Raw genomic sequence first — 12,294 nt, 5'->3', positions numbered from 1 at the left:
TCTACGGATAGCGTTAAGAAGGTGCCCTTCCTTTCAGACGCGGTGGAGTTCGAGGGCGTAGGACTCGGTGGGGCGGAGGGGTGGGGCGAGGAGGCCGTGGGCGGCGAGGGCCGCGCCGGTGAGGGTCAGGTCGGGGTGCCAGGGGCGGCCGTGCAGGTGGGGGCCGGGGAGTTCGGGGAGCAGGGTCAGGCGGTAGCGCGCGGACGGGTCGAGGCCGGGCAGGCGCAGGCGGGTGGCGCCGTCGCGGGTGCCGGCGGTGAGCTGGGCGTACGCGAACACCGCGTGCCCGCGATCCGCGGCGACGACGCCGTACACGAACGCGGACGGGTCGGGGTGGTCGGCGCGTACGGTGCGGCCGGTGTGCAGCAGGCCGCGCAGCCGCCGGTACGCGCCGATCCAGGCGCTCAGCTCGGCGCGCTCGGCGTCGGTGCAGCCGGTGACGTCCCACTCGATGCCGGCGTGCCCGAACAGGGCCGTCAGGCAGCGGAACGCCAGCGAGGTGGCCCGGCCGTTGGTGTGCGAGACGGGCGGGCCGACGTGGCAGCCGACCAGCTCCGGCGGCAGCAGCAGGCCCGTCCAGCGCTGGATGTGCTGCCGCTCCAGGGCGTCGTTGTTGTCCGAACCCCACACCCGGTCGGTGCGGGCCAGCACGCCCAGGTCGACCCGGCTCCCGCCGGACGAGCACGACTCGATCTCCAGCCCGGGGTGGCGGGCGCGTAGCGCGTCGAGCAGCCGGTACACCGCGACGGTCTGCGCGTGCACGCCCGCGCCGCCGTCGTGTACCGCCTCGACGAGGTCCCGGTTGTGGTCCCACTTCAGGTACGCCGGGCGGTACTCGCCGACCAGCGCGTCCAGCCGTTCCAGCAGGTACGCGAACACCTCGGGGCGGGCCACGTCGAGCACGTGCTGCCAACGCTGCTCTTCGGGCAGCCGACCGGGTGCGGCGAGGACCCAGTCCGGGTGCTCGCGGGCCAGCCGCGAGTCCGGGTTGACCATCTCCGGTTCCACCCACAGCCCGAACTGCATGCCCAGCCGGCGCACCTCGTCCACCAGCGGGTGCAGGCCGTCCGGCCACACCTGCGGGTCGACGTACCAGTCGCCGAGTCCGGCGTGGTCGTCGCGGCGGCCCAGGAACCACCCGTCGTCGAGCACGAAGCGCTCCACGCCCAGCTCCGCCGCCGTACGGGCCAGCGCGGTCAGCTTGGCCAGGTCGTGGTCGAAGTAGACGGCCTCCCAGGTGTTCAGGGTGACCGGCCGGGGCGTGGCCGGGTGCGACGGGCGGGCGCGCAGCCAGCCGTGCACCGCGGCGGACAGCCCGTCCAGCCCCGACGGCGAGTACGCGAAGTAGGCCCACGGCGTCTCGTAGGTCTCGTCCCGCGCCAGCCGGATCTCGCCGGAGCCGAGCAGCTCGCCGCCGCCGAGCACCGCGTCGCGCTCGGGCAGCCGCTGCGCCAGGTGCTGGTGGTCGCCGCTCCAGCCGACGTGCACGCCCCACACCTCGCCGTGGCCGAACCCGAACCCGGGCGTGCCGACGGTGAACAGCGGCGGCGCGCCGAAGCCGGTCCGGCCGCGGCGGCTCTCGTGCGCGATGGTCTGCTCGCCGAACGCGGAACGCTGCGGCACGCGCTCGCGCGACCAGCGGCCGGTGAAGTCGAGCAGCTCGGCCGCCTGGGCGGGCACCGGCAGCAGGCAGAGCAGGCTGTCCAGCTGCCACGTGCCCGGCGCGGTGTTCGTGACGGCGTGCCGCATCCGGACCAGGCCCTGCGGGGTGAGCTGCAGCTCCGTGCGTACCGTGATGCCCGCGGTTTCGTCCTGCGACACCGCGGCGAGGGTGCCGCCGCCGTCCGGACCGGCCACGACGCTGACCGGGGCGGCGAGGGTCAGCCGCAGGTGGCCGGGCCCGCCGTCGCGGTGGCCGGACACGCCGGGCCGCCCCGGCCAGCGGTCGAACTGCGTGGGCAGCAGCGGGGCGGACGGCGGCAGCGCGTTGCCGCCCGCCTCCTGGGCGGCGAGCAGGTGCCGCAGCAGCTCAGGGTCGGTCTCACCCAGGTCGGCGCCCCAGTGCAGCACGCGGGGCAGGCGCGGCCCGGCGACGTCCAGGACCAGCGACACGTCCGCGGCGCGCAGCGCCACCAGTTCGGAGTCGGCCACGATTTCCCACCCGTTCCAACGAAATCCCACACGACCGGACGGCAAGCAGCGTAGGTACCCGGAGCGGGTGCGTCAACGCGCGGTGAAGGTGAACTCCCCGTACTCGGCGGCGCGGGTGAAGCCGAGGCGGGTGTAGAGCGCGAGCGCGGCGGCGTTGTCGGCCTTCACGTTCAGCGTCACGTGGTCGACGGTGTCCAGCAGGCGGCGGCACAGCGCCGCCACCGCGCCCCGGGCCAGGCCCTGCCCGCGCGCGGCCGGGTGCGTCGTCACGTTGCCCAGCGCCGCCACCCGGTACTTCGGCGACCACACGTGCACCCCGGCCACGGCCAGCAGCGCGCCGTCGCGGCGTACGCCCACGTACTGCCCGGTCTCCAGCATCCGCGCGTCGAACCAGTTCCCCGGGTAGGCGACCTCGTACAGGGCCAGCACCTCGGCGAGGTCGGCCGGGCCGAGCACCTCGCCCAGCGGCTCGGCGGCGTTCAGCGCGGCATGGTCGGCCAGGGCCAGCTTCAGGTGCGGGCCGCCCGGCGTGGCGTCGAAGCCCTCTGCGAAGACCTGCTCCGCGCCCGCCGACAGGTGCGCGTAGAACCGCTGGGGCAGCAGCGGCGCGAGCGCCGCCAGCAGCGCGTGCGATGACCCCGGGCGGCGGTCGAACGCCAGCAGGACGGGCAGCCCGCCGCCGTGGTAGACCAGCGCCACCGCGTCGTCCAGGCGATACCAGCAGGTGTACGGCCAGAAGAAGTCGTCCAGGTCGCCGAGCTGGTACGCGTGCAGCGCGGGATCGCCGCCCAGCAGCCCGGCCAGCTCGTCCCGGTCGTGGACGCTGAGCAACGGCATACCCCCGATGATCACATGCGCGGGGCCCGCGGCCCCTCCCGGGTGGACACTGGAACGGTGATCGTCGTCGGCACCTCCGGCTGGCAGTACGCCGACTGGCGCGGCCGGTTCTACCCCGAGGGCCTGCCGCAGCGGCTCTGGCTGCGCCACTACACCGAGCACTTCGACACGGTCGAGGTCAACAGCGTCTTCTACCGCCTGCCGCCGCGCGCGACCTTCGAAGGCTGGCGTACGCAGCTGCCCGAGGGCTTCCTGATGGCGGTCAAGATGAGCCGCTACCTGACCCACATCAAGCGCCTGCGCGACCCGGAGGAGCCCGTCGCGCGCTTCCTCGGCGTCGCCGGCGCGCTCGGCCCTCACCTCGGCCCCGTCCTGCTCCAGCTCCCGCCCACGCTGCGCGCCGACCCGGCCGCCCTGGACGCCGTCCTGCGCTGCTTCCCGCGCGACGTACGCGTAGCCGTGGAACCGCGCCACCGCTCCTGGTGGACCGGCGAGACCCGCGCCGTCCTGGAGTCCCATTCCGCCGCCCTGTGCTGGGCCGACCGCCTCGGCCGCCCCGTCACGCCGCTCTGGCGCACCGCCCCCTTCGGCTACCTCCGCTTCCACGAGGGCCGCGCCACCCCCCGCCCCCGCTACGGCCCCACCGCCCTGCGCACCTGGCTGACCCGCCTCACCGACACCTTCCCCGCCTCCGCGCCGGTGTACGTCTACTTCAACAACGACCCCCACGGCGCCGCCGTCCACAACGCCGCCTGGCTGAAAGGAAGGGCACCTTCTTAACGCTTTCCGTAGAGGAAGGGCACCTTCTTAACGCCTGCGGGAGTGGCGTCTTCGCCGCGGGTCGCGCGAGCCGAGGGCGTCCCCGAAACCGAGCCGCCGCCCCTGACGGCAGGCGTCAGGGGCGGCGCGGCGGGTGTGCGGGTCAGGACTTGGCGCTGCTCAGCGCGAGCGGGTTGGACGGGGCCTGGCTCTTGGCGGCCTCCATCTTCGCGCCCAGCTCCTTGAGGTCACTCCGGCTCATCGCCTTGCGGACCTCGGGGAACCACTCCTTCTCCTCCTCCTCGACGTGGTGGCGCACGTTCTCCATGAGCACCATCATCTTGGCGTCGAAGCGCTCGTCACGCGGGTCGGTGTTCATCAGCTCCGAGAGCATCCACGCCACCACGTGGTGCTCCTCGACGCTCTCCAGCACGTGCTCGCCGGTCTCCGGGGCGGCCTTGCGGGCCGTCGGGTAGAACAGCGTCTCCTCGATGTACGCGTGCGTGGTCAGTTCCTTGACCACCTCGTCGACGATCTGGCGCTTCTTGGCGTACGCGGAGTCGCCGGCCTTCTCGAACTGCTTGAACAGCTTCTCGACGACCTTGTGGTCGTCCTTCAGCATGGCGATCGCGTCCTGGCCGGTGGCCGTGGCGGGCATCGACTTCTTGCCCGTGGGCTTCTTGGCGGTCGTGGTCGCGCTCTTGGCGGTGCTCTTGGTCGCGCTCTTGCTCGCGGCGGCCGTGGTATTCGTCGCCTTGACGGCCTTCGTGGCCTTCTTGGCGGCGGTGGTGGACTTGCGCTGGCGCGTGCCGGCGGCTGCGGTCTGGGTCATCTTTCCTCCCAAGGTGGATCACGTCACGAGACGAGATCTACCCGAAAGTCCGCGCCGATACTCCTGTATTGCCCAGATCCAGCGGCATCTGCCGTGCCGCCGAGCCCGGCCGCGCTGCCCGGACGGACCCACCGGCGTGCGGAATGGACATCCGCCGGGTCGGGTGACGGCCAGAGGTTAAGAAGGTGCCCCTCCTCTACGTAAAGCGTTAAGAGGGTGCCCTTCCTTGCTTGAGGGTGGCCAGGTCGATGGTGCGGTTGAGGTCGGCGGTGGTGAGGAGGCCGACCAGGATGCCCTGGTCGAGGACGAAGGCCGGGAGGCGGGAGGCGGTGACGCGGCGGGCGGCGTCCTCCAGTGGTGTATCGGGGGTGAGGACGGCGAGGTGGTCGAGGGGGATGCGGAGGTCGCGCAGGGTGGTGTCGGGGCGGCGGGCCTCGGGGACGCGGGCCATGGCGAAGAGGGTGACCAGGCCGCAGGGGCGGCCGTCGGGGTCGAGGACCGGGTACGCGTCGGCAGGCGCGGTGGCGGCGATCTCGGCGAAGTCGAGCAGGCGCTGGGTGACGTAGCCGCTGACCGGGGGCGGGGTCATCGCGTCGCGGACGGCGAGCCCGCCCAGTGCGCCGCGCAGCCGCGCGTCGGCCTGCTCCGCCTGGCCCGCGAAGAACAGGAACCAGCCGAGCAGGATCAGCCACAGGCCGCCGAGGTCGGCGGTCCAGAAGATCTGCAGGGTGCCGACGGCGATCAGGAGGATGCTGACGCCCAGCCCGGCGCGGGCGGCGGCGCGGGCGGCGAAGGCGCGGTCGCCGCGCCACCACCACAGGGCCGCGCGCAGCACCCGGCCGCCGTCCAGGGGCGCGCCGGGCAGCAGGTTGAACACCGCGAGCACCGCGTTGACCAGCGCCAGCCAGCCCAGCGCGACCCAGGCGAGGGGGGCCAGGCCGGTGAGGTAGACGCCACCGGCGGCGGCGCCGAAGACGGCCGCGGCGCCCAGGCTGGCCAGCGGCCCGGCGATGGCGACGAGCAGGTCGGCGCGGGCGTGCGGCGGCTCGGCCTCCAGTTCGGCGACGCCGCCGAGCAGCCACAGGGTGATCCGGCGGACGGGGACGCCGTAGTGGCGGGCGACGACGGCGTGGCTGAGTTCGTGGGCGAGCAGGGAGATCAGGAACAGCACGGTGACGGCGACGGCGACGGTCCAGTACGCCAGCGCCGAGCGGCCGGGTGCGCCCGCGGGCAGCACGGCGGTCGCCAGCCCCTGGCCCAGCAGCAGCATGATCAGGAGCACCGACCAGTGCACGCCGACCGGGATGCCGGCGATGCTGCCCAGCCTCAGCGTCGGCCGCATCCCGCCTCCTCGCCCACCCCATCATCCCTCTCCCGGCACGCTGGCAGGGATCTTGCTCGAGTGGTCCCTGCGGTGCCCGTGACCTGCGGGAACCACCGCGCAAGATCGACACGGCGGGCGGGGCGGGGGAGAATGGGGGCGTGAAGGTCGTGCTGGCGGGGGACACGATGCTGGGGCGGTGTGTCGCCGAGCGGCTGACGATCGGGCACGCGGCGTACGAGGAGATCGTCACGGGGGCCGTTCGGGAGATCACCGCGGGGGCCGACCTGTGCGTGGTGAATCTGGAGTGCTGCATCTCGGAGCGGGGCGAGCCGTGGCCCGCGCCGGGCAAGCCGTTCTTCTTCCGGGCGCCGCCGCGTGCCGCGGGGCTGCTGGCGTGGCTGGGCGTGGACTGCGTGACCCTGGCGAACAACCATGCGCTGGACTTCGGGGTGCAGGCCCTGGGGGACACGCTGGAGCACCTGGAGCGGGCCGGGATCGCCGTGGTGGGGGCCGGGCCGGATCTGGCGCGGGCGCGGGCGTGGCGGCTGCTGGAGGCGGGCGGGATGCGGGTCGGGGTGCTCGGGGTGACCGACCATCCGGCGGACTTCGCGGCCACCGAGCTGGGGCCGGGGGTGGCGTACGCCGATCTGCGCGACGGGGTGCCGGAGTGGCTGTCCGAGCTGGTCGCCGAGATGGCGGCCCAGGTGGACGTGGCGCTGGTGACGCCGCACTGGGGGCCGAACCTGACGCCCGGCCCGGTGCCGCACGTGCGGGAGGCGGCCACGCAGCTGCTCGCGGCCGGGGCGACGCTCGTCGCGGGGCATTCGGCGCACGTGTTCCACGGCGTGCAGGGGCCGGTGCTGTACGACATGGGCGACTTCGTGGACGACTACGCGGTGGACCCGCGGCTGCGCAACGACCTCGGGCTGCTGTTCGAGGTGACGGTGGACGCGCACGGGCCGGTGTCGGCCGAGGCGGTGCCGCTGGCGCTGGACTTCACCCGTACCCGCCCGGCCGTGCCGCACGAGGCGGAGTGGGTCGGCTGGCGGTTCGGCAAGGCGTGCGCCGAGTTCGGCACCCAGGTCACCGTCACCGAGCAGGGCCGCCTGCAGGTGCCGCTGCGCTGAGGAGCACGGCCAGGTTTATGGAACCGGTCTCGTGGACACCTCACTGCCAGTGAGCCACCCTTACCGACCTCATTGGAGTCATGATGTTCGCGATCATCGCGGCGATCTGTTTCGGCTTCGCGCTGCTGCTGGACCTGCTCGGCGAGGGCATGGAGCCGCTTTTCACCCCCGGCACGCTGACCATCACGGGTCTGCTGTTCGTGGCCCTGCACCTGGCCGGTTTCGCGACCGCCGTGCGCGGGCGGAACTGGCGCAGGCGGTAACGAGAACCCCCGCCTGCGCCGGTCAGGGGCGCAGGCGGGCCCGCACGACGAGTTCGTGCAGGGCGTCGGCGGCGGCCGGCTGCTGGGGCAGCCTGGTCGCCGCCTTCGCGTCGGTCAGCTCCGCCCGCAGTCGGGCCACGTCCGCCATGATCGCGTCGGGACCGGGCAGGCCGGGGTCCACGCCGAGCGGGCGGTGCTCGCCCTGGCGCTTGGCGGCGATCAGATCCGGCACGTACGGCAGCCGCGCGTCCTGCCAGAGCAGGTTCAGGTCGGCCTGGACCTGGCCGGTGCGCATCAGGTGCAGCCCCGTGGCCAGCGTCCGCAGCAGGTAGAGCGCCGGTTTCAGCTCGCCGGTCTTCCCGAACAGCTTCTCCGAGGAGATGGAGAAGCCGAGGTAGTGGGCGCCGTAGCCGTCGGTGAGGCAGCCGGGCACCAGCGACAGCAGCTCCTCGTGCAGCGGCGAGGTGCGCACCACCAGCGGCGAGGTCACCTGCTCCAGCACGTCGCCGCTGCGGCCGAGCAGCAGCCGGGCGCACTTGGCCAGGTCGTGGGTGACCAGGTCCAGCTCGACGCCGTCCCGGTCGCCGATGTGGTTGATCGTCTCCGGGCCGTGCCGCAGCCCGGCCACCTCGCTGATCGGCAGCACGTGCGCGGCACGCAGGTCCACATCGGAGTCGACCGAGGCGAAGCCGTACAGGTGCGCCCCGCTGATCGTGGCGAAGACCAGCGGGTACGGCTGCTCGTCGGCGACCTGCCCCGCCCAGTCGGGGACCGTGATCGTCACCGGACGCCCAGGGCGTGGATCTGGCCCGCGCGGGTGCCGACGTAGATGCGGCCCTTCCACACGGCCGGGGTCGACTCGATGCACAGCCCCGGCTTGATCTTCCACAGCGGCTTCGGCGCGGCCGAGGTGTCGGCGACGTCGAACGCGTGCAGGTAGCCCCGGCTGCAGTCGCCGATGATGAGCACGTCGTCGACGATGACGGGCGAGCCGTGACCCAGGCCGGCCAGCCGGTAGCGCCAGCGCACCTCGCCGCTCATCCGGTCGATCCCGACCAGCTCGCCGAGATGCGTACCGTAGATGACGATGTCCTTGTGCAGCGCGACGGTGCTGTAGATGCCCGCGGGCTTGGCCGCGTGGTCGTCGACCTTCCACACCACCGGGTCGTCGGGCTTGCTCGGGTCCAGCTTCATCATCTGGCCCATCGCCTTGGACCGGGCGTTGCCCTTCTCGTACTGCGAGCCGACGTAGAGCATGCCCTGCTCGTCGGAGACGATCGAGCCGTCGGTGTCGTCGCCGGTCCAGAAGCGCAGCACCCGCTTCGGTTTCTTCCCCTCCTTCAGCCCGCTGATGTCCCACCCCTGCACCAGCCCGGCCGAGTTGGCGAAGTAGATCGTGTTGCCGGTGACGTTCACCGAGTTCTCGATCGACACGGTCTGGTGCCCGGCGTCCTTGAGCAGCTGCGCGTCCCAGCCCGGGGTGTGCCACACCAGCTCCGGCTTGACCGTGACCTTGCCCTGGCCGTCGTAGCCGCGGTTGAGCTTGAGCACGTGGAACTGGCTGTTCTCGCCACCCTCGAACAGGTAGTCGTCGATGACGACGGCGGAGCTGTCCCAGTCGTTGTTCCACATGGTCGGCTTGACCGCGTACGCGTCGAGCTTGAACAGCTCCTTGGGCTTGTCGCGGTCCATCGCGATGATGCGGAAGAAGTTGTCCCGCGAGCCGGTGTAGAGCAGCGGGAAGCCGTCCGGGTCGACGGTCACCGAGCCCTTGATGATGTCGCCGGTGGGGAAGTCGGGCAGGATCCGCTCGCCGGTCTCGGCGTCCAGGAAGTGCACGTTGCCGTCGTACGCGCCGAACACCAGCCAGGTGCGCCCGTCGCGCTCGAACACCGCGGGCTGGCCGGTCCAGCCCATGCCGCACCACAGCCGCACGCCGGTCTCGTCCTTCGAGTTCCGGCACATCTGCCCCGTCTTCGGGAACTTCCACAGCTGCTCGGGCTGCTCCTTGGGCATCGGCCCGGTGCCGTAGAAGCTGCGCGTCGGGTTGCCGCGGAAGGTGAGCAGGCCCTGCACCTTGTCGCCCCACGGCTTGCCCGAATTCGCCGGATCGTGCCAGCCGGTGAACTCGGCCGGTTTCGGCTCCGGCGTTCCGCCCGACGGGGCCGCCGCCGACGGCGGCACGAACGAGGGCTCCGGCGCGGCCGAGTCGCATGCGGCGACGGCGAGCGCGACAAGGGCGGCGGTGAGCACGGCGAGGGGTCGTTTCACGCCGGTCAGTATCCGTGACGACCGTCCACCGTCGTAAGATCACCCGACTGTCGGGAGGCGGTCACCGAACGGGGGAGCCCAGCCCCTCTTCGCGTACGCCGACCAGGAACGCGTCCACCGCGGCCCGGTCCGGCTCGGCGGGCAGCACGCTGTCGGCCGCTGCCGCGTCCAGCTCCGCCGAGCGCCGCTCGGCCAGCGCCGACACCTCGGCGAACGGCACCTCGCCGCCCTTGACCGACAGCAGCAGCTCGCGCTCGTCGGACACGTCCACCAGCACCTCACCGGTGCGCAGCACGTGCGCCCCGGCCCGCAGCAGCCGCAGCATGTGCATGGCCTGCTTCCAGCGCACCTCGCCGGTCCGCTCCCGGTGCGACCGCAGCTTCGCGAACTGGTCCGCGGCGTACCGGCCGTAGGTCTCGGCGGCCCGCTGTGACAGGAACGCGCCGCGCACCGCGAGCAGCCGTTCGCCCGTCGGGGTGAGCTTCTCGACCAGCGGCGACCACAGGCATTCGAGGACCGTCGGGTTGGCGGTGAGCGCCAGCGTGCACAGCCGCTCCACCTCCCACGAGAACTGCTCCTCGGCCGGGCCGTCGACGTGCGTCGGCGGCTTGTCCAGGCCCCAGAACAGCCTCGTGGGCGCGACGAACACGCCGCGGCGGTCGGTGTCGGAGGCGGGGCCCGACAGGCCGTACGCCCGCGAGCCCACCACCACCGACAGGATGCTGTGCTCCAGGACGAGCCGGTGCTGCTCCTCCAGCATCAGACGACGATCTCGGCCTCGGTCGCGAACTGGTCGATCTCGGTCAGCTCGGCGTCCGTGAAGTGCAGGTTGCCCAGCGCCGCGATGTTGTCCTCCAGCTGCTTCACGCTGGACGCGCCGATGACGAGGCTGGTCATCCGCTCGTCGCGCAGCGCCCAGGCCAGCGCGAGCTGCGCGAGGGACTGCCCGCGCCGCTTGGCGACGTCGTTGAGGCCCTCGACCTTGACCCGGTTGCTCGGGGTCAGCGCGTCCTCGTTGAGGAAGCGGCTGGTGCGGATGCGCGAGTCGTCCGGCACGCCGTTCAGGTAGCGGTCGGTGAGCAGGCCCTGCGCCAGCGGCGAGAACGCGATGCAGCCCGCGCCGACCTCCTCCAGGGTGTCCAGCAGCGCGTCCCGCTCGGTCCAGCGGTTGATCATCGAGTACGACGGCTGGTGGATCAGCAGCGGCGTGCCCAGGTCCTTGAGGATCGCGGCGGCCTGCTGCGTCTGGGTGGAGGTGTACGAGGAGATGCCGACGTACAGCGCCTTGCCCGCGCGCACGGCCGCGTCCAGGGCGCCCATCGTCTCCTCGAGCGGGGTGTCCGGGTCGAAGCGGTGCGAGTAGAAGACGTCGACGTAGTCCAGGCCCATGCGCTTGAGCGACTGGTCCAGCGACGCGGTCAGGTACTTGCGCGAGCCCCACTCGCCGTACGGGCCGGGCCACATGTCGTAGCCGGCCTTCGTCGCGATGACCAGCTCGTCCCGGTACGGCTTCAGGTCCGTGGCGAGCATCCGGCCGAAGTTCTCCTCGGCCGCGCCGGGCGGCGGGCCGTAGTTGTTGGCCAGGTCGAAGTGGGTCACGCCGAGGTCGAACGCGCGCCGCACGATCTCGCGCTGACGGTCCCACGGACGCTCGTGCCCGAAGTTGTGCCAGAGACCCAGCGAGATCGCCGGCAGCTTCAGCCCGCTGCGCCCGGTCCGGCGGTAGATCATGTCGTCGTATCGCTTCGGCTCTGCCACGTACGTCATGACGATCAGCCTAGTGCGGCGCCGTCCACCGAAAGGAAGGGCACCTTCTTAACGCTATGCGTATAAGAAGGTGCCCTTCTTACCTGTTGGCAAGGAGAGCCGCGGCTCACGCCACGTCGTAGCCGAGCATGAGCACGCCGGTCGAGGTGGGCGTGCAGTCGACCAGGGTCAGGCGCTGCGGCCGGGGGCGCTCGCGGAACAGGCGCTTGCCGGTGCCGAGCAGCAGTGGATGCACGAACAGCCGGTAGCCGTCGACCAGGTCGTGCGCGATCAGCTCCTGGACCAGCGCGCCGCTGCCCAGCACGGCGAGCACGCCTTCGCCTTCGGCCTTGAGCCGCCGCACCGCCGGGGCCAGGTCGCCGTCGAGCACCTGCGCGCCGGGCCAGCTCAGCTCGGTGAGGGTGCGGGTGGCGACGTGCTTCGGGGTGGCGTTGAGGTGTGCGGCCATCGGGTTCTCGTCGGGCTGGTGCGGCCAGAACGCGGCCATCTTCTCGTAGGTGCGGCGGCCGAACAGGTACGCCGTCGTCGCCTTCAGCCCTTCGGCCGCGCTGGTGGCCTGGACGTCGTCGAAGTACGGCGCGGACCAGCCGCCGTGCTCGAAGCCGCCGTCGCGGTCCTCGTCGGGCGAGCCGAGGCCCTGCATGACCCCGTCCAGGGTGACGAACTCGATCACGATGAGCTTGCGCATGGCGTCTTCTCCTGCCGTCCGGCGGCCGGATCCGCACCGGCCTTCACCGTCTACACGAACGGCGCCCGCCCGGATCGACACCGCGTGGGGATCGCCTTCGCCGAGTCCACGGCGCTTCGGGCCCGCGCTACCGCCAAGATCTGTTTTCGTGGACGCTTACCGCTGATATAGCGACGGCCGGCGTCCACAAAAACAGATCTTGGCCCGGCCGGTCACCACCGCGAGGCCGAGCCGGGACGGGCGCGACAGCAGCCGCGACGGTTGCGGCGGGCGTG

At 72.3% G+C, this 12,294-nt stretch carries 12 protein-coding genes; 3 read left to right on the top strand and 9 right to left on the bottom strand.

The annotated features are described in order from the left end of the window. Positions 1–33: 33 nt before the first annotated feature. Positions 34–2,151, bottom strand: coding sequence for an alpha-galactosidase (locus tag Cba03nite_RS31665; RefSeq protein ID WP_239126151.1), 2,118 nt, complete (start codon positions 2,149–2,151; stop codon positions 34–36). Positions 2,152–2,223: 72 nt separating this feature from the next. Then, positions 2,224–2,988 (bottom strand): GNAT family N-acetyltransferase, encoded by a 765-nt coding sequence (locus tag Cba03nite_RS31660; protein ID WP_239126150.1) that lies wholly within the window; start codon positions 2,986–2,988, stop codon positions 2,224–2,226. Positions 2,989–3,045: 57 nt separating this feature from the next. Here Cba03nite_RS31660 and Cba03nite_RS31655 point away from each other — a divergent pair, with 57 nt between their 5' ends. Continuing rightward, complete coding sequence (locus Cba03nite_RS31655; protein WP_203754170.1) at positions 3,046–3,768, top strand: DUF72 domain-containing protein; 723 nt, start codon at positions 3,046–3,048, stop codon at positions 3,766–3,768. A 142-nt stretch (positions 3,769–3,910) separates the two neighbouring features. Here Cba03nite_RS31655 and Cba03nite_RS31650 read toward each other — a convergent pair whose 3' ends face one another. Both Cba03nite_RS31650 and Cba03nite_RS31645 read right to left on the bottom strand, forming a co-directional pair. Continuing rightward, the gene (locus tag Cba03nite_RS31650) at positions 3,911–4,579 is read right to left on the bottom strand and encodes a hemerythrin domain-containing protein (protein ID WP_239126149.1); all 669 of its coding nucleotides are present in this window, start codon (positions 4,577–4,579) and stop codon (positions 3,911–3,913) included. A gap of 208 nt (positions 4,580–4,787) precedes the next feature. Then, positions 4,788–5,921 (bottom strand): site-2 protease family protein, encoded by a 1,134-nt coding sequence (locus tag Cba03nite_RS31645; protein ID WP_203754166.1) that lies wholly within the window; start codon positions 5,919–5,921, stop codon positions 4,788–4,790. Positions 5,922–6,061: 140 nt separating this feature from the next. On the opposite strand from Cba03nite_RS31645, the gene Cba03nite_RS31640 reads away from it, so the two are divergent. Further along, positions 6,062–7,030: a CapA family protein gene (locus Cba03nite_RS31640; protein ID WP_203754163.1), complete on the top strand. Its 969-nt coding sequence runs from the start codon at positions 6,062–6,064 to the stop codon at positions 7,028–7,030. Positions 7,031–7,110: 80 nt separating this feature from the next. After that, positions 7,111–7,293 carry a hypothetical protein gene (locus Cba03nite_RS31635; protein WP_239126148.1) on the top strand — a complete coding sequence of 61 codons (183 nt, stop codon included), beginning with the start codon at positions 7,111–7,113 and terminating at the stop codon, positions 7,291–7,293. Positions 7,294–7,315: 22 nt separating this feature from the next. On the opposite strand, the gene Cba03nite_RS31630 is transcribed toward Cba03nite_RS31635, so the two are convergent. The 5 genes from Cba03nite_RS31630 to Cba03nite_RS31610 all read right to left on the bottom strand — a co-directional run bounded on the left by Cba03nite_RS31630 (position 7,316) and on the right by Cba03nite_RS31610 (position 12,019). Next, positions 7,316–8,077 (bottom strand): nucleotidyltransferase domain-containing protein, encoded by a 762-nt coding sequence (locus tag Cba03nite_RS31630; RefSeq protein ID WP_203754160.1) that lies wholly within the window; start codon positions 8,075–8,077, stop codon positions 7,316–7,318. Continuing rightward, a complete protein-coding gene (locus tag Cba03nite_RS31625) occupies positions 8,074–9,564 on the bottom strand; it encodes an outer membrane protein assembly factor BamB family protein (RefSeq protein ID WP_203754157.1) in 1,491 nt (496 codons plus the stop codon). Before Cba03nite_RS31625 ends, Cba03nite_RS31630 begins: the two co-directional genes overlap by 4 nt. A gap of 61 nt (positions 9,565–9,625) precedes the next feature. Continuing rightward, positions 9,626–10,324, bottom strand: a complete 699-nt coding sequence (locus tag Cba03nite_RS31620; protein WP_203754155.1) for a nucleotidyltransferase domain-containing protein — start codon at positions 10,322–10,324, stop codon at positions 9,626–9,628. Beyond that, a complete protein-coding gene (mgrA, locus tag Cba03nite_RS31615) occupies positions 10,324–11,331 on the bottom strand; it encodes an L-glyceraldehyde 3-phosphate reductase (protein ID WP_203754153.1) in 1,008 nt (335 codons plus the stop codon). The genes Cba03nite_RS31620 and mgrA overlap by 1 nt, the downstream gene beginning before the upstream one ends. Before the next feature lie 106 nt (positions 11,332–11,437). Continuing rightward, positions 11,438–12,019: a dihydrofolate reductase family protein gene (locus tag Cba03nite_RS31610; protein WP_203754151.1), complete on the bottom strand. Its 582-nt coding sequence runs from the start codon at positions 12,017–12,019 to the stop codon at positions 11,438–11,440. Positions 12,020–12,294: the final 275 nt, after the last annotated feature.

The organism is Catellatospora bangladeshensis (genome assembly GCF_016862575.1).
Lineage (GTDB): Bacteria > Actinomycetota > Actinomycetes > Mycobacteriales > Micromonosporaceae > Catellatospora > Catellatospora bangladeshensis.
This window is presented reverse-complemented; position numbering and strand designations above follow the sequence as displayed.